A 16,574-nucleotide genomic window follows, 5' to 3' on the forward strand; every position below is an offset into this window, starting at 1 on the left:
AGGCCGTCATTGACACTTGCTCAGCAGCGCATTAGATTGTCAGAGTAAACACACTCGCAAGCCAGGCGCATGTTGAACACTTCGAACGACTATCCGGACAGTCTCACCAGTAGTTGCATCCTGTTCATCTGCCCGCACGCCACCGTCGATCCCGTCGTGACGCAGGTCGCGTGCGAACTCGACAGGGCGGTCATGCATGCGACCTCCCTCCACGACGGCCTGACGCAGGTGCAGCGCCGGGATTTCGCCCTGGTGCTGGTTGGCTATGCGGGTGACCCCGACGGCATGCTTGCCGTCGTATCCGCCGTACGCAGCAATGCGCGCTCGAGCCTGACGCCCATCGTTGCGATGGGCTTGCCGCTGCCGCTGCCGATGTCGCACGAGTCGCTGTACGACGCCGGTGTGATTGCCGTGCTCACCGAACCACTCTCGCCGACGATCCTGCGCGCCAAGGCGCGCTTCTACACCGCTGCCTTCGACACGCAGATCGAGCGCCGGCGCGCCGAAGCGGCGCTCGACGAGACCAGCCGGCGCCTCGCGCGTATCATCGAAGCTGCCGAACTGGGCATCTGGTGGTGGGACATTCAAGCTGATCGCGTCGAGGCCGACGAGCGTGTGGCCGATCTGTTTGGCGTGCCCCGCCACGAACGCAGCAGCGCCCCGCTGGCGCGCTATCTGGCCGCCATCCATCCCGATGACGTCGAGTCGACGCGCGCCGAGATTGGCACGGCGATTGCCGCGTGCAGCGCCTATGGCGCCACCTACCGGATTCGTCTGCCGGGCGGCGGCTGGCGCTGGGTCATCGCGCGGGGCCATGTCGACACCGATGGCCAAGGCAATGCGAGGTCAGTGCGCGGCGTGATCATCGACGCCACCCGTCAGCTCGAGGCAGAGCAGCAACTGCGCGCCAGCGAAGAGCGTTACCGCACCTTGTTCAACTCGATCGACGACGCCCTGTGCGTGATCGACATGCTGTTCGATGCCGACGGCGCACCATGCGACTACCGCTTCGTCGAAACCAATCCCGCGTTCATCAAGCACACCGGTCTCGTCGACGCAATCGGCAAGACGGCGCGCGAACTGGTGCCCGGCCTCGAACAGCACTGGTTCGACATCTACGGCCGCGTTGCCGCCACTGGTGAGCCGGTACGCTTCGAGAACGAAGTCAAAGGCCTGTCGCGCTGGTACGACGTGTATGCCACACGATTGGGCGGGCCGTTCGCGTACCGCCTCGCCGTGCTGTTTACGGATGTGACCGAACGGCGCCGCTCGGACGCCGCGCTGCGCCAGATGGCGGCCGACCTGTCCGAAGCCAACCGGCTCAAGACCGAATTTCTCGCCACGCTGGCGCACGAGCTGCGCAACCCGCTGGCGCCGATTCGCAGCGGGCTGCAATTCATCCGGCGCGCGCCAGGTGACGCCGCTGCGGTCAGCCGCGTGCACGAGATCATGGGTCGCCAGCTTGACCATCTGGTGCTGCTGGTCGACGATCTGCTCGACGTCGCCCGCATCCAGCGCGGCCAGGTCGAGCTGCGCTGCGGACCGGTCGACCTGGCCACGGTCGTGAACGCAGCCATCGAGACGAGCATGCCGCTGCTCCAGGCGGCGCGCCACAAGTTTACTGCCCACCTGCCCGCCCAGCCCCTGCCGCTGCTAGCCGATCCCACACGCCTGACCCAGGTCATCAGCAACCTGCTGAACAACGCGGCGCGCTACACGCCCAAGGGCGGGCGCATTGCGCTGTGCGCCGAGCGGGATGGCGACGACGCCGTCATCACCGTGACCGACAACGGCATTGGCATCGCAACCGATGCGCTCGAAGCCGTGTTCCGAATGTTCACGCAGGTTGGGCAGGCGCAGCAGCCCGGTTCCGGCGGCCTCGGCATCGGCCTGTCGCTGGTGCGCAGCCTGGTCGAACTGCATGGCGGCAGCGTGCACGCCGACAGCGCCGGCACGAATGCGGGCAGCCAGTTCACGGTGCGCCTGCCCCTTGGCAGCGAGCCTGTTGGTGCAGCGCCGCCGGCAACCCAGGCGGCCCCGGCCAGTGCAGTGTCTCCCTGCAACGTGCTGGTGGTCGACGATAACCGCGACGCGGCCGAAACTCTGGCCGCGCTGCTGTCGATGCTGGGCCACAGCGCGCCGGTGGCCAACGATGGCCATCAGGCGCTGCGGATGCTGCCGATGCTGATGCCGGATGTCGTGTTTCTGGACCTGGGGATGCCGGGCATGTCCGGCTACGAGGTGGCTACCGCGATCCGCGCCGATGTCCGCTACGCCGCCGTGCGCCTGGTGGCGCTGACCGGCTGGGGCGGCGCAGCCGACCGTGAACGCACCGCGCAGGCCGGCTTCGATGCGCACCTGACGAAGCCGGCAACGGTGGAAGCGATCGAGGAGGTGCTGCGGCAGATGACGTAGCCCGTGCGACGTGCCCACGTAAAAAAGGCCGGTGTCCTAGGACACCGGCCTTTTTATGACAGCCTTTTTATGACCACTTGCTGCCGGGATTAACCCGCGTTGGCAACCGCGACCAGATCCGGCGTGCTTGGCACGGCTTCCTGGTTGCTGGCGAAGAAGCGCTCGACCTTGTTGCTGCGCACGGCGCTCTCGATCAGCTCATGCATGCTGCGCGCGGTCAGATCCCACGACGTGCCGGCCACGACCTCACGCATGCGCGCCGCCATCGTTGCACGGGCTTCGGGCGTCAGCGCCAGCTGGCGCTCGCAGGCTGCGATGAAGTCAGCGTGCGATTCAGCGATCTCGACCACATCACCGTATGGCACCTTGACGTCGGTGATCGGCGTGGACACCGATGGCAATTCAGCGGCCATGTACTCCAGCACCTTGGTTGGGCTGATGAACTTGGTCGAGTCGTTGATCGCGAATGGCAGCAGGCAGACATCCCAGCCGGCCAGGAACTGTGGCAGCTCGTTGTACGTGCGCTGACCCATGTAGTGCACGTTGGCCTGCTTTGGCAGCGTTGCCGGATCTATTTTGACGACCGGACCCACCAGGACGATTTGCCATTCCGGATGCGCATCGGCCATGCTCGAGACCAGGTCGACGTCGAAGCGCTCGTCGATCACGCCATAGAAGCCCAGGCGCGGATGGGCAATGTGGTTCTGGTGAGGATGCGAAATCGCGGCATCCTGTGCCTGACGGAAGTGGCCGGCGTCGACGCTGCTCGAAAAGCAGTGTGCGTTGGCGTGACGGTCACGCTTGGACTGGTACAGGCTCGGGCCGCCGGTGAAGACCACGTCGGCAATATTGAGCAAGGCGCTTTCGCGCTGCAGCAGCTGCTTCGGCGCGTTCTTGAACATCGCCAGCTCGTCCATGCAGTCGTAGATCACCTTCGATGGCTTCAGACCTTGCAGCAGTGGCAGTGCCATTGGGGTGTAGAACCAGACGATTGGTTCTTCGCCGGCTGGCACGAGGTCGGCCAGCAGGTTTTGCAGCGTTGGCAGCTGGTCATCGTGGAAGCCCCACTGATGAATCGGCGTGTGCGGACGGCAGACGGTGATGTTGTCGGCAACTTCCATCTTTTCCAGGCGCGCTTCGCCGTCCGTGTGCATCGGCTCTTCGACGAAGAGAATCTTGTAGTGTTGAGCCAGACGTGTCATCAGGTGCTGAGGGCGTTGAAACACGAAATCCCAGCGGAGATGGCAGAACACGATGAGGGTCGGCATGTGAATTTTCCTTTTCGCCTTGGTGGCGCTATAGTTGTTGGTAATTGTGCAGCCGGACGGTTCTTCTCTCTCTACTCGGGACCACCGCTGCTTGCGCGCGGGAACCTGGCCGGACGGGTGGATCGTAACATGCAATTTTCTTAATTTTTTGATTTGTGCATGGCAATATTTCAGGAAATGTAACAGGACTGTTGATGGTTCTCGTCGCGCTTCATAGGGAGAAGCGGTTGTTGACATGATTTCCTGTCAGTGGCGTCCTACAGCGCGACAGGAAGTTCCACTACGAATACAAGTGAAAAACTTGACGAAACTCACCAAAATTCACGCTGTAAAATTGGGCGTGCAAGCAGGTTGCACCGCACCATGGGGCGGCAATTCCAGTACCGCCAAGGTGGCAAGGCGCGCCTAGCGGCGCGCCGTTCAGGCCGACGATGATTAGCGCGGGTGATACGGCTCAGCGCCCTCAGCGTGACCATCGTCGCTGAAAGCCACGGCGATCGACACACCTTCCAGGCCAAGCGACAGCAGCGCGTCGCACAGTTCATCGACTTCAGCCACCAGATCGGCGGCCAGGTCGACCGGCTTCTCGACGCTGCCCCACGGCTGGCCACCATCCAGCGCGTACAGGTTCGCGCGCAGCAGGATGTGTTCTCCCATATCAATCGGCGCGACGGCCGCATGCACGGCATCCGGCGCCAGGTCCTTCGCCTGCAGCAGGCCCTTGATATCGGCCAGCACGCCAAGCGTTGCCAGCTCGGCCACGCCCTGCTCCTTGGCGCCGTAGAACAGGTCCTGGTATAAAAAATTCAGGTCGAGCCTTGCGGGGTCAGCCGCCAGGCAGCGCGCGACCAGAGGCGCTGCCGCCACGGTCCAGTCACGGTAGCGGTCCATGCGGGCGGTGAAATAGGCGTCGCTGCCAGCCTCGTCCTTCGGAATTCGGTAGAACGCATCGTCGCTGCGCTTGAACGAAAAGCCGAGCAGGAAACGCAGCTCGAGCGCCGTTTCGTCGGGTGCAACCGGCTCGCCGGTCCAGCCGCGCATGCTTGCTGCGATGGTCGGGGCCGGTTGCAGTTTCTTTTCCGTCAGCGAGGCGGCTGCTTCGCGCAGCATCTCGTGCAGCGTGCCATAGGCGATATGGTCGATCTCGCCCAGGTCGAACGCGTGCTGAAGCAGGATCACGCGCGCATGCGGGCTGTCGAGGCCGCCATCCTGGAAGCTGGCCACGAGCGCCTCGAAGGCCGCTTCGTCCTGGAACAATTCCTGCGCCACCAAGCCGCCCTCGCTGCGCACGAACAGTGGCACCATGAAGGCGTCGATCTCGTGTTCCGGGCCGCCTTCGCGCCCCACGCGCAGCGTCGCTGCTTCTTCTTCGATGCACCCGCGCAGCACGCGGCAGGCCAGCGGATCGGTGTAGCGGGCCAGTTCGATCGCCTCGTACAGGACTTCGTCGCGCTTCTTGCGCACGGCCTTGCGCACCGCCAGCACGAGCTGGTCGCGGCGCACGGTGTCGGGTTCGCCCGTTTCCAGGTCTTCGCGCTCGGCGATCTCGAGCGCCAGATCGGCCATTTCCTGGGCCTGGGCATTGGTGTCCGGTTCACGTGTGTTGTTCGAGGTGCGGGGCACCGGACGCTTGTTTTTTGGCATGTCTGAAATAGGGGGTGAAGGTGAAAGAATGATCGTGCCCGCATGGTAACACCCCCGGCATGGCCCCTGACAGTTGCCATCCGTCGCCGCTGCGCCGACGCGCAATGCTATGCTTCGCCCTACCGTAATCTGCAGGATCACCATGCTCGACCGTTTCTTCCAACTCAGCGCCAACAACACCACCGTCCGCACCGAACTCATGGCGGGCCTGACCACGTTCCTGACGATGGTCTACATCATTTTTGTCAATCCATCGATTCTGGGCGACGCCGGCATGCCAAAGGCGTCCGTCTTCGTCGCAACCTGCCTGATCGCCGCCGGCGGCACCGCACTGATGGGCCTGTACGCCAATTACCCGATTGCGATGGCGCCCGGCATGGGCCTGAATGCCTACTTCGCCTACGCCGTCGTGCTCGGCATGGGCATCCCGTGGCAGGCGGCGCTGGGCGCCGTGTTCATCTCCGGGTGCCTGTTCATCCTCGTCACGATGGTCGGCCTGCGGGCGATGATCGTCGACGGCATCCCGCGCTCGATGCGGGTCGGCATCACAGTCGGGCTGGGCATGTTCCTGGCCCTGATCGCCCTCAAGAATGCCGGCATCGTCGTCGCCAGTGACGCTACGCTCGTCAAGGCGGGCGACCTGCACCAGCCGGCGGCGTTGATGGCCGTGCTGGGCTTCTTCGTCATCGTTGCGCTGGATCGGCTGCGGGTGCGCGGCGCGATCCTGATCGGCATCGTGCTGGTGACCGTGCTCAGCTTTTTCTTCGGCGGCAATACCTATCAGGGCGTGTTCTCGCTGCCGCCACCCATCTCGCCGACGCTGTTCGCGCTGGACATCCCGGGCGCGCTGGCGGCCGGGATCCTGAATGTGGTGCTGGTGTTCTTTCTGGTCGAGCTGTTCGATGCGACGGGCACCCTGATGGGCGTGGCGCGCCGCGCCGGCCTTCTGGTCGAGGGCAAGATGGAGCGCCTGAACAAGGCGCTGCTGGTCGACAGCGGCGCCATCGTCGCCGGCAGCATGCTGGGCACGTCGAGCACGACCGCGTACATCGAAAGCGCAGCCGGCGTGCAGGTCGGTGGCCGCACGGGCCTGACGGCGCTGACCGTGGCCGCGCTGTTCCTTGCGTGCCTGTTCATCGCGCCGCTGGCGTCGGTCGTGCCGCCTTACGCGACCGCGCCGGCGCTGCTGTTCGTCGCCTGCCTGATGCTGGCCGACCTGGGCGACGTCGACTGGAGCGACACCACCGAAAGCATCCCGGCGGCCGTCACCGCGCTGGGCATGCCATTCACGTACTCGATCGCCGAAGGCATTGCGTTCGGCTTCATCAGCTACGCCGTACTCAAGCTGCTGACGGGCCGCGCGCGCGGCGTGAAACCGGTCGTCTGGGTAATTGCCGCACTATTCGCGTTCAAGATCGCCTACGTCGGGACCTGAATACCATTGCGCGACGCGATCCGGGTGCCCTGGCACGCCGCATCGCGCAGCCTATGCGTTACAATATCGGCCAACTCGCGGCAACCTGTCTGCCGCGCACGATTCATGAACGATTCACGAACGATGGGCCGGTTGCCCTGCGCAGGTCTGGTGCAGTGCGGCCCATGCTTCTCAACGGATGCTGATGAAACTATCCCCGATCCTGGCGCTGCTTGTTGTCAGCGTCCACGGCGCGGCCAACGCGGCCCCCGATCTTCCGCAGGTGGGCGACGTCCATGCGCCGCTCAAAGTCATGATGCCGGCGATTCCCGATGGTGGCTGGTTCACCTCGGCCGAGCTCGGCGCAATCAACACGTCCGGCAACACCAGCGGCACGTCGGTGACGGGCAAGATCGACGCCCGCCACGAAACGTCGGACTGGAGCCATGAATTCATTGCCAGCGGCTACTTCAAGGAAGACGAGTACGAGAACGAAGAAGGCGAGCTGCTGCGCGCGCGGTCGGCCGAGCGCTGGGCCACGTCGGCCAAGGCCTCGTTCAAGCTGCTGGGCGATGGGCGGCGCGCCTTCATCCTCGGCTCGCACGTGAACGACAAGTTCGGCGCCTACGTGCGCTATTCGTCGCTGTCGGTCGGTTACGGTTCGCGCTGGTACACGGCGCCGGACAAGACGCTCGACGTCGAGATCGGTCCGGGCTACTTCAATGGCAGGCGCGAGACGGACGAAGAAGAAGACGGCCTGACCGTGCGCGGCGCGGCGCAGTTCCGCTGGCAGGTCAGCCCGTCGGCGTTCTTTGCGCAGACGCTCAGTGTCGAAAAAGGCACGTCGAACACCCACTCGGTGGCCGAGACGTCGCTGTCGACCAAGATCAACGGCAGCATGCAGATGAAGGCGGGGTTCAGCGTTCGCAACGACAGCAGCGTGCCCGAAGACAAGAAGAACACGGATACCCAGACTTCGCTGACGATGGTCTATTCGTTCTAGACGTTCTCGACATTCAGCGCCAGGCCAGCTCCAGCGTCGCGCCATCGTCCCGCACGATGGCAAAGCCGCAAGCCGCGTACAGCGCGCGTGCGGCGGTATTTTCACAGCGCACACGCAGCGTCATCGTGCGCTGCCCCAGGCAGGCGTCCTGCAACGCTCCCAGCACCGTGCGCGCTACGCCACGGCGGCGGGCCTGGGGCGCCACCGCCAGGTCGACCACGCGCAGCGTGTCGCTCGCCCAGTCCAGGACCACCCGTCCCAGCGCGTCTTTGCCATCGGTCAGCAGCCACGTCTCGGCAGCGGGATAGCGCTGCGCGTACTCGTCGACCTGCAGTTGCTGCTGGTGCCGCGCGATGCCCTCGATCACGCTGCGCGGCACCGGCAAGGCGCCCAGGTCAGGCCGCGTTGCCAGATACAGCGCCGCCAGGAACGCACCGTCGGTGGCGTGCGGCGCACGGCCCGTCAGCGCGCCGAAGCGGGGTTCGTTCACGCCTTCGCCGTGTGCGGGATCAGGCTGCGCGCAAGAATCAGCGCCAGCAGGCTGATCAGCGCAGCGCCGCTCAGGTAGTAACCGACATACTCGAGCCCGTAATTCGTGCCCAGCCACAGCGCGATATACGGCGCGACCGACGCGCCCAGGATGCTGGCGAAGTTGAAGGTCAGCGACGCGCCGGTGTAGCGCACCTCGGCCGGGAACAGCTCAGCCAGCAGCGTGCCCAGCGGCCCGTAGGTAAAGCCGACCAGGCACATGCCCAGCACCATGAAGGCGCCGACCGACCACGCGCCACCCGCCCCGAACAGCGGCCCGTACAGCAAGCCAAAGAGGGCGATCCCCCCGCTGACCAGCATCATCGCCGTGCGCCGTCCCCGCTTGTCGGCCAGCAGCGCCGACAGTGGAATGGTCAGCGCAAAGAACAGCACCGCGAACAGTTGCAGCAACAGGAATTGCTGGCGCGTGTACCCGAGCTGCGCCGTGCCCCAGCTCAGCGCGAAGACCGTCATCAGGTAGAAGATGACAAACGTGGCCAGCGCAATGAACGTGCCGAGCACCAGCGCGCGGCGATGGTCGCGCATGACGGTCACGACCGGCACCTTGACCCGCGCCTTCCTGTCCAACACCTTCTGGAAGTCCGGCGTCTCGGTGATCTTGAGGCGAATGTACAGGCCCACGCCCACCAGCACGGCGCTGGCCAGGAACGGAATGCGCCAGCCCCAGGCAAAGAAGTCGGCATCGGTCATCACTTCGCCCAGCAGCAGGAACACGCCGCCCGACAGGAAGAAGCCGATCGGTGCGCCCAGCTGGGGGAACATGCCATACCAGGCACGCTTGCCCGGCGGCGCATTCTCGGTGGCGAGCAGTACCGCCCCGCCCCATTCACCACCCAGGCCCAGGCCCTGGCCAAAGCGGCACAGCGCCAGCAACAGAGGCGCGGCCACGCCGATCTGGGCATAGGTGGGCAAGAGGCCGATCAGGATGGTCGACAGGCCCATCGTCAGCAGCGCGGCAACCAGCGTTGCCTTGCGGCCCACGCGGTCACCGAAGTGGCCAAATACGGCCGAGCCTACCGGGCGCGCGAAGAACGCAATGGCGAACGTTGCCAGCGACTGCAGCATCGCGGCGCCCGGATCGGCGGTCGGGAAGAACAGCCGTGGAAACACAAGCACGGCGGCCGTCGCGTAGATATAAAAATCGTAGAACTCGATCGTTGTGCCGATCAAGCTGGCAAACAGGACGGTACGGGGCTTGTTGGCCGTGACGACGCTCATGCAGCCGCCTGTGCCAGCGCTTCAGTCACAGCGCCGGTATCGGCCGGACGCACCACGCGCGCGACTTCCTGGCCATCCTTGAGCACGACCACCGTCGGCCACAGCTTGACGCGGAACGACCGGCCCAGCGGCCGGCCGGGCCCATCCTCGACCTTGACGTGCCTGGCAGCTGGTTGCCCGGCGACGGCCTGAGCAATGGCCGGCGCGGCCGCGCGGCAATAGCCGCACCAGTCGGTGCCGAAGTCGAGGACGAGAATGCCGGGTGCCGAATCGATCTCGGCGCGCTCGGGCTGGTGGGTTGCGTAGGCTGTGGACATGCGGGTCTCCTGGTATAGCCAATCTTGGCCTTGTCAATAGCATAAGCCTACCCGAAAACGCCCCTCCGGCCTATCGTGGTTGCTACTGAAACATGGTCGTCCCTGGGTGTGTCACCTAACCGACCGGAGCCGATGACACTGTCACGCTGACGTCTCATGCAGTCTGCTCTCGAGTCAGCTATCAAGTCAGCTTTTAATAAAGTCAGCTCAAGTCGGCTCCCCCTCAGCTCTGAATTCTGAAAGGATCCACCGATGACCATGCCATCCCAACAGCAAACACCCCCGGGCAGCGAAGCTGCCCTGCATCCCAAAGCCGATCACGGCGAAACCTCATATCGCGGTTCCGGCCGCCTGCAGGACAAGGCCACCGTCATCACGGGCGGCGACAGCGGCATCGGCCGCGCCGTGGCGCTGGCCTACGCGCGCGAAGGCGCCGACGTACTGATCTCGTACCTGAACGAACACGAGGATGCGAAGGAAACAGCGCGCCTGGTTGAAGAAGCTGGCCGCCGCGCGATCCTGGTGCCGGGTGACCTGGCCGATCCGGCGCACTGCCGCGCGGTCATCGAGCGCGCCGTGAATGAATTTGGCCGCATCGACGTGCTGGTCAACAATGCCGCCTTCCAGATGAGCCATGAGGCCATCGAAGACATCCCGGACGACGAATGGGACTACACGTTCCAGGTAAATATCACGGCCATGTTCCATCTCTGCAAAGCTGCAGTGAAGCATATGCCGCGTGGCTCGTCGATCATCAACACGACGTCGATCAATTCGGACAAGCCGAAGCCAACGCTGCTGGCCTATGCCACCACGAAGGGCGCGATCGCCAACTTCACGGGCGGCCTGTCGCAGCTGCTGGCGGACAAAGGCATCCGCGTCAACTCGGTCGCGCCGGGCCCGATCTGGACCCCGCTGATCCCGTCGACCATGCCGGCGGACGAAGTGGCAAGCTTCGGTGACGAAACACCGATGAAGCGCCCGGGCCAGCCAAAAGAAGTGGCCCCTGTGTTCGTGATGCTGGCCTCGGACGAAGCCAGTTATATCTCCGGCGCGCGGATCGCGGTCACCGGCGGCACGCCGATTCTCTGATCACTGTCCCAATGTGCGCGTGCAGGCAGGGCTGGCAAGCCCGGCCTGCACGCGCACGTCACGTTGACGCATCCAATTATTAACTTAAGTACAATACGCGCTTACCCGGCACGGCGCGCAGCATCTGCTGCATTCCGCCTTCTTGTCGCGCCCGTCGCCGCCTATCCATGAAAACCCGCACTTACCTGTTCCTGATGGCAGGGGCGATCCTGCTACCCGTGGCAATCGCCTCATGGATCGGCCTGTCCATGCTGCTTGACTGGGAACGCGAATCGCGCTTGCGCAGCGTGCGCGAGATGGCCCGCGCCACCGCCTTCCAGATCGACCGCGAGATCGCCGCCGCAGAGGCGTCGCTGCGCGCTGTCGCCTATTCGGAAGGCATGCGCCAGCAAGACTATGCACGCCTGCATCGCTGGACCTCGAGCACGAACGCCAACAATGCCCAATCCTGGACCGTGCTGTACGACAGCAAAGGCCGCGAACTGTTCACCACCCAAGCGCCGGTCGGCACCAAACTATTATCGAAAACCCGCGACTGGGCGAGCCAGGTGTCACTCGCCGGCGGCACCCTCGTGTCGGGCTACTTCATCGACGAATATTCGGGACTGCCGACCGTCGCCGTCAGCGTGGCGGCCCCGCTCGAGGATGGCCAGTACAACATCGTCAGCCAGATCTTCGACGTGCGCTTCTTCGAGCGCATCCTGCGCCATGACGCCATCGGCGCCGACTGGAAGGTCGGGATTTTCGATCGCAACGGGCTGGCCATCATGCGCAACCGCGGGTCGGACACGCTCGGCCAGCCGATGGGAGCGGATTTCCTGGCCGCCACGCGCGCTGCGAACCACGGCGTGTTTCGCCATGTGACGCAGGATGGGCGCGACGTGTACGGCGTGTTCACGCGTTCAAAAAGCAGTGACTGGACCATCGTCATCGGTGTACCGGTGGCGCAGATCGAAGCGGCCGCGCGCACGGCGACCTGGTATGCGGCGCTCGTGCTGGTGCTGCTGCTGGGCCTGGCCGTGGCCATCGTCTTGTATCTCGGGCGTACGCTCGAGCGGGCGCTGAGCCAGGCGGCGGCAGCCGTTACGCTCTTGGCCGATGGCGCCATCGCCCTGCCTGCCCGCACCCGGGTCGAGGAAGTCGATGCATTGGTCGAAGGCCTGGCCCGCACCAGCGAAGCGCTGTCCAGTGAAAGCCAGGTGCGCAAGTCGCTGCAGGACGAACGCGAACAGTTGCTGGTCAGCGAGCAGCGCGCGCGCCGTCTGGCCGAGGCGCAGAGCCGGGCCAAGGATGATTTTCTTGCCATGCTGGGTCACGAACTGCGCAATCCGCTGGCGGCGATCTCGGGCGCGATGTCGGTGCTGGACATGCCGAACCTCAAGCCGCAGGTCGCAGCCAATGCGCGCGACATCAGTCGGCGCCAGATGCGCCACCTGACCTGCATTGTGGACGACCTGCTCGACGTTCAGCGCATCCTGTCGGGCAAGATCGTGCTGCACCGCGCCCGTATCGATGTGGCGCAGGTCGTGCGCAGCAGCGCCGAGGCCAAGGCGCTGGTCGATGCCGGCGCCCATGCCTGGACCATCGAGACAGAACCGGACGCCTGGGTCGATGGCGACCGCACGCGCCTGGAACAGGTGGTCGACAACCTGCTGCACAACGCCATCAAGTACACGCCCAAAGGCGGCCGTGTCGACGTGCGTGTCTGGCGCGATGGGGAGCAGGTGGCAATCAGCGTCAGCGACAGCGGCGTGGGCATCGCGCCGGAGTTGCATCCGCTGATCTTCGACGTGCTGGTGCAGGGGCCGACGAGCATCGACCGCGGCCAGGGCGGCCTGGGCCTGGGCCTGGCGCTGGTCAAGCAGCTCACCGCCCTGCACGGCGGCACCGTCGCCGTCCACAGCGACGGGCCCGGCAAGGGCAGTTGCTTCGTCGTGCGCGTGCCGGCTACGGCGTGATGCGTTCCCATACATAGTCACCAGCGTCGGCTGGCAAACCCGTGTGCAGGCGATTGTCCTGCAGGCGCCAGGTACGCAGCGCCGGCAGATCCTGCGCCAGGCGCGAATCCACCGCGTCGGGCGGACACATTGCGCGCGTCGTTGCAACCGGCCCCAGGCTCAAGGTGCCGCCCGTCGCATCGGTGGCTACGGCCTGCCACGGACCGTTGCCGCGATTGCAATCGAGCTTGACAGCCAGGCGACCATCCTGGCCGAACGACAGCGTAAAGGCATCCGGCGAAGCGGGCCGCAGCGCCTGACTGCCGTCGTCGTTCGCCTGGAACGACGTCAGGCGCCAGCTCGTGCCGGCCAGCGTGGGTGTTGCGGCGGCCGTCGCGGGTGCGGTCGAGGGAGAATTTGCAGGTGCAGTTGAAGGCATGCTGGAGCAGGCGCCCAGGGCGAGGCTGATGGACAGGAGACAAAGGCTTGCGCGCATAGCGGTTCTTTCCAGAGATAGTAGACGCCCAGAATATCGCATCTGCAAAGGATGACCCGCCCTGCAGGCTGGGAATCTGCCAAAGCGCCCCCACCTGATTGATATCACCTTGTCAATACGAGACCACCATGCGAATCTTCCTGCGCGCCCTCGTGGTTGCCGTCATCCTGATCCTGGGCTACGCCCTGCTCCAACCCACCATCGAACGGGCGCTGTACACGATGCGGCTGGCGTCGATGCCCAAGCCCACGGCGCTGCCAGTGCCCGTTGACGGCGTTGCGGTCCGCGCGCTGCGCGACACCTGGGGTGGCGCGCGCAGCGAAGGCCGCAAGCACGAGGGCATCGACATCTTCGCCAAGCGCGGCACGCCGGTGTTGTCGAGCACCGAAGGCATCGTGGCGCAGGTCGGCACCAACCGTCTTGGCGGCCTGGTGGTCTGGGTCATCGGGCCGGGCGGCCAGCGCCATTATTATGCGCACCTGGACCGGTATTCCGACGTCGAGGCCGGCATGCGCATCGAGACCGGCCGTGTGCTTGGGTACGTCGGCAATACGGGCAATGCAAAAGGCACGCCGCCGCACCTGCATTACGGCATCTACGAGACGGGCGGCGCCATCAACCCGTACCCGCTGCTGCGCGCCGAGCAGGCGGCGGATACGACGGCTAAGGAATCGGCGTCGGCGGCACCTGGCCGCTAGATGCTGGCTGCTGCTCCTGCTGCTGCGGCGGCTCGGTGACCTCGATCGGCTCCTCCTGCTGGATCGGCACGGGCTGCTGCAGGAAATCCAGCTGATCGGCGCGCGATCCCGGCGCCAGTTCGATCGGGGCTTCTTCGAACATCTCTTCCTCGGGCGCTTCTTCTTCGTAGCGGCGCGGCTCCGGGCGTTTGCCACCCGGGAGCAAGGCTGCCGCATCGAGGCGTTTTGAATCGAACGCGCCGCGGAAGAAGTCGCCCACCAGCAGCGCTGCGTTGTGGCCGCCCTGCCCCCAATAGGTGCTGCGGATGGCCACGCGGTTGTCGTTGAAGCCCACCCAGGCGCCCGCCACGAGGTTCGGATGCATCATGATGAACCAGCCATCGGTGTTGTTCTGCGTGGTGCCGGTCTTGCCGGCGACGTCGCCATAAATGCCGAAGCGGCTGCGCACACCGGCACCGGTGCCGCGCGTGACGACGCCGCGCAGCATGTCGATCAGGGTCAGGGCCGACTGCTGCGACATGGCGCGCTCGGGCGCGCTGCCGCCGAAATCGGCAATCACGTTGCCGTCACGGTCTTCGATGCGGCGAACAAAAATCGGCTTGCGGTATTCGCCCTGCGCGGCAATGGTCGCATAGCTGCTGACCATTTCCAGCAGCGTCACCGGACTGGTGCCCAGCGCCAGTGCCGGCACGGCCTCGAGCTTGCTCTGGCGGATGCCCAGGCGCTGGGCCAGGTCGATGATCGGTTGCAGACCCACTTCCTGACTCACCTGCGCGGTGATCGTGTTTTTCGAGAAGATCAAGCCCTCGCGCATCGACATCGCGCGGCCCGTGTTGCCGCTCATGTCGGTTGGTTTCCAGACGCTGCCATTCGCGCCACGGAAGGACTGCACCACGTCGCGGTACATCTGGTCCTGCGGGATGCCCCGCTCGAGCGCAGCGCCATAGACGATCGGCTTGAAGGTCGAGCCCGGCTGGCGTGCGGCCTGGGCCACGTGGTCGAACTGGTCGCGCTCGAAGTCACGGCTGCCGACCCAGGCTTTGACCTCACCGGTGGCCGGATCGATCGCGACAAAACCTGCTTCCAGGCGTGACTTGGCGCTTTTCAGGTCGGCCATGAAACTGCGGTCGGCCTTGATGCGCTTGAGTGCGTCCGCTGGCGCTTCGCCGCCTTCGACGGCATTGCGGTACGCGCCCGTCTCGCGCACGAACGCGTCGAGCTCGCGCCCGTGCGTGATCCAGTAGTACGAAAACGGATCGACATTGCGCCGCATCGACGTGTACATGCCGCCGGACGTCGAGCGCGGGACATTCGGATTGGCCCATTCGACATCGGCGATGGCCTGCAGCATGTCGGCCTGGCGCTTGACGGCGCGCTCGGCGTCGGCCTGCAGCGCTGTGTCGAGCGTCGTGCGCACAACCAGGCCATCGAGCTGCAGATTGACATCGTTTTCGTCGGCCCAGTCAAGCAGCCACTTGCGCACATACGCGCTGAAATGGTTGTCCTTGCCGCTGCGGTCCGGCAGGCGCGCAAAGCGCAGGCGCAGCGGGCGTTTGATCAGCGCCGCATAGCGCCGCTCGTCGAACGCGCCGTGCTTGCGCATCTGGCCCAGCACGACATTGCGGCGCGCCAGCGAGCGCACCGGATTGGCCACCGGGTTGTAGTAGTGCGTTCCCTTGAGCATGCCCACCAGCGTGGCCGACTCGAGCACATCGAGTTTGGACGCCGGCTTGTTGAAATAGGTACGCGCAGCCATTTCGATGCCGTACGCGTTGTACAGGAACGGCACCGTGTTCAGGTAGGCCTCGAGAATCTGCGTCTTGCTGTAGGTGTTCTCGATCTTGATCGCCGTGATCAGTTCCTTCATCTTGCGGTTGATGCTGCGCGCCCGGCCGATCTCCTGCGGGAACATATTGCGCGCCAGTTGCTGCGTGATCGTCGAGCCGCCCTGCGGGGTGCCTTTCACGCTCGACCACAGGGCGCCACCCACGCGCCGGAAGTCGATGCCGTGGTGATCGTAGAAGCGGTGGTCTTCGGTCGAGATCAGCGCCTTGACGACATGGGGCGAGACCTGCGACAGCTTGACGCGCTCCTGCAGGCCCTGTTCAAAGGTGCCGAGCGACTTGCCGCCCGCATCCAGGATCACGGTCGGGCGCGCCTGGCTCGCCTGTTCCAGGTCGTCGATGCCGGGCGTCAGCGGAATCAGCACCAATAGCCAGGCGAAGATCGCCATCAGCCCGGCCGCCATCGTCCACAAGGCGATCAGCGCTAGCTTGACCGGCATTGGCCGCCCGTGCAGGCGCTGCTGCGCGCCGGACCTGAGCGCGCCGGCCCCGGTCCGGGCCCCGGTGACACCACGCCGGACAAGGCGTTGCAAGCGTTGCTGGAAGGTCGGCGCAGGCGTGCTGCCCGTGTTGTCATCGTTCTGCTGTTGGTCCACGCGCTATCCCTGCCTGCTCAATCTGTCAATTCGGCAAGTATAGCCGACCGGTGGCCTGCACCCGGCACGCCGTTGCGTTAGGC

At 65.1% G+C, this 16,574-nt stretch carries 13 protein-coding genes; 6 read left to right on the plus strand and 7 right to left on the minus strand.

Annotated elements, in window-relative coordinates; translation table 11 throughout:
* The first annotated feature begins 69 nt into the window (after positions 1 to 69).
* Positions 70 to 2,415, plus strand: a complete 2,346-nt coding sequence (locus HD842_RS06535) for a PAS domain-containing hybrid sensor histidine kinase/response regulator (protein ID WP_183552432.1) — start codon at positions 70 to 72, stop codon at positions 2,413 to 2,415.
* A gap of 89 nt (positions 2,416 to 2,504) precedes the next feature.
* Here HD842_RS06535 and HD842_RS06540 read toward each other — a convergent pair whose 3' ends face one another.
* On the minus strand, positions 2,505 to 3,683 hold the full coding sequence (locus HD842_RS06540) for a glycosyltransferase (protein ID WP_183552433.1): 1,179 nt from the start codon (positions 3,681 to 3,683) through the stop codon (positions 2,505 to 2,507).
* A 435-nt stretch (positions 3,684 to 4,118) separates the two neighbouring features.
* Entirely contained in the window at positions 4,119 to 5,327 is a 1,209-nt protein-coding gene (locus HD842_RS06545; protein ID WP_183552434.1) for a hypothetical protein, read from the minus strand.
* A 142-nt stretch (positions 5,328 to 5,469) separates the two neighbouring features.
* Here HD842_RS06545 and HD842_RS06550 point away from each other — a divergent pair, with 142 nt between their 5' ends.
* Positions 5,470 to 6,762: an NCS2 family permease gene (locus HD842_RS06550; RefSeq protein WP_183552435.1), complete on the plus strand. Its 1,293-nt coding sequence runs from the start codon at positions 5,470 to 5,472 to the stop codon at positions 6,760 to 6,762.
* 178 nt (positions 6,763 to 6,940) lie between these two features.
* Complete coding sequence (locus tag HD842_RS06555; RefSeq protein ID WP_183552436.1) at positions 6,941 to 7,744, plus strand: DUF481 domain-containing protein; 804 nt, start codon at positions 6,941 to 6,943, stop codon at positions 7,742 to 7,744.
* Between the two features lie 13 nt (positions 7,745 to 7,757).
* On the opposite strand, the gene HD842_RS06560 is transcribed toward HD842_RS06555, so the two are convergent.
* From HD842_RS06560 to HD842_RS06570, 3 genes are read right to left on the minus strand one after another with little or no spacing between them, the layout of a single operon-like run.
* Positions 7,758 to 8,234 (minus strand): GNAT family N-acetyltransferase, encoded by a 477-nt coding sequence (locus HD842_RS06560; protein ID WP_183552437.1) that lies wholly within the window; start codon positions 8,232 to 8,234, stop codon positions 7,758 to 7,760.
* Positions 8,231 to 9,511, minus strand: coding sequence for an MFS transporter (locus HD842_RS06565; protein WP_183552438.1), 1,281 nt, complete (start codon positions 9,509 to 9,511; stop codon positions 8,231 to 8,233). The genes HD842_RS06560 and HD842_RS06565 overlap by 4 nt, the downstream gene beginning before the upstream one ends.
* A complete protein-coding gene (locus HD842_RS06570) occupies positions 9,508 to 9,828 on the minus strand; it encodes a thioredoxin family protein (protein ID WP_183552440.1) in 321 nt (106 codons plus the stop codon). Before HD842_RS06570 ends, HD842_RS06565 begins: the two co-directional genes overlap by 4 nt.
* A gap of 252 nt (positions 9,829 to 10,080) precedes the next feature.
* Between HD842_RS06570 and HD842_RS06575 the strand changes: the two genes are divergently transcribed.
* Positions 10,081 to 10,920, plus strand: a complete 840-nt coding sequence (locus tag HD842_RS06575) for a glucose 1-dehydrogenase (protein ID WP_183552442.1) — start codon at positions 10,081 to 10,083, stop codon at positions 10,918 to 10,920.
* Between the two features lie 167 nt (positions 10,921 to 11,087).
* On the plus strand, positions 11,088 to 12,878 hold the full coding sequence (locus HD842_RS06580) for a sensor histidine kinase (RefSeq protein ID WP_183552444.1): 1,791 nt from the start codon (positions 11,088 to 11,090) through the stop codon (positions 12,876 to 12,878).
* On the opposite strand, the gene HD842_RS06585 is transcribed toward HD842_RS06580, so the two are convergent.
* Entirely contained in the window at positions 12,868 to 13,353 is a 486-nt protein-coding gene (locus HD842_RS06585) for an META domain-containing protein (protein WP_183552446.1), read from the minus strand. The genes HD842_RS06580 and HD842_RS06585 overlap by 11 nt on opposite strands.
* A gap of 128 nt (positions 13,354 to 13,481) precedes the next feature.
* Between HD842_RS06585 and HD842_RS06590 the strand changes: the two genes are divergently transcribed.
* Positions 13,482 to 14,051, plus strand: a complete 570-nt coding sequence (locus tag HD842_RS06590) for a M23 family metallopeptidase (protein ID WP_183552448.1) — start codon at positions 13,482 to 13,484, stop codon at positions 14,049 to 14,051.
* On the opposite strand, the gene HD842_RS06595 is transcribed toward HD842_RS06590, so the two are convergent.
* A complete protein-coding gene (locus HD842_RS06595) occupies positions 14,017 to 16,491 on the minus strand; it encodes a penicillin-binding protein 1A (protein WP_183552450.1) in 2,475 nt (824 codons plus the stop codon). The genes HD842_RS06590 and HD842_RS06595 overlap by 35 nt on opposite strands.
* Positions 16,492 to 16,574: the final 83 nt, after the last annotated feature.

It is taken from the genome of Massilia aurea, from assembly GCF_014200505.1.
GTDB classification, from domain to species: domain Bacteria; phylum Pseudomonadota; class Gammaproteobacteria; order Burkholderiales; family Burkholderiaceae_D; genus Telluria; species Telluria aurea_B.

Coding starts and splice junctions, on each gene's coding strand:
- HD842_RS06535 (WP_183552432.1), top strand. CDS start 70: ATGTTGAACACTTCGAACGACTATCCGGACAGTCTCACCAGTAGTTGC.
- HD842_RS06540 (WP_183552433.1), bottom strand. CDS start 3,683: ATGCCGACCCTCATCGTGTTCTGCCATCTCCGCTGGGATTTCGTGTTT.
- HD842_RS06545 (WP_183552434.1), bottom strand. CDS start 5,327: ATGCCAAAAAACAAGCGTCCGGTGCCCCGCACCTCGAACAACACACGT.
- HD842_RS06550 (WP_183552435.1), top strand. CDS start 5,470: ATGCTCGACCGTTTCTTCCAACTCAGCGCCAACAACACCACCGTCCGC.
- HD842_RS06555 (WP_183552436.1), top strand. CDS start 6,941: ATGCTGATGAAACTATCCCCGATCCTGGCGCTGCTTGTTGTCAGCGTC.
- HD842_RS06565 (WP_183552438.1), bottom strand. CDS start 9,511: ATGAGCGTCGTCACGGCCAACAAGCCCCGTACCGTCCTGTTTGCCAGC.
- HD842_RS06570 (WP_183552440.1), bottom strand. CDS start 9,828: ATGTCCACAGCCTACGCAACCCACCAGCCCGAGCGCGCCGAGATCGAT.
- HD842_RS06575 (WP_183552442.1), top strand. CDS start 10,081: ATGACCATGCCATCCCAACAGCAAACACCCCCGGGCAGCGAAGCTGCC.
- HD842_RS06580 (WP_183552444.1), top strand. CDS start 11,088: ATGAAAACCCGCACTTACCTGTTCCTGATGGCAGGGGCGATCCTGCTA.
- HD842_RS06585 (WP_183552446.1), bottom strand. CDS start 13,353: ATGCGCGCAAGCCTTTGTCTCCTGTCCATCAGCCTCGCCCTGGGCGCC.
- HD842_RS06590 (WP_183552448.1), top strand. CDS start 13,482: ATGCGAATCTTCCTGCGCGCCCTCGTGGTTGCCGTCATCCTGATCCTG.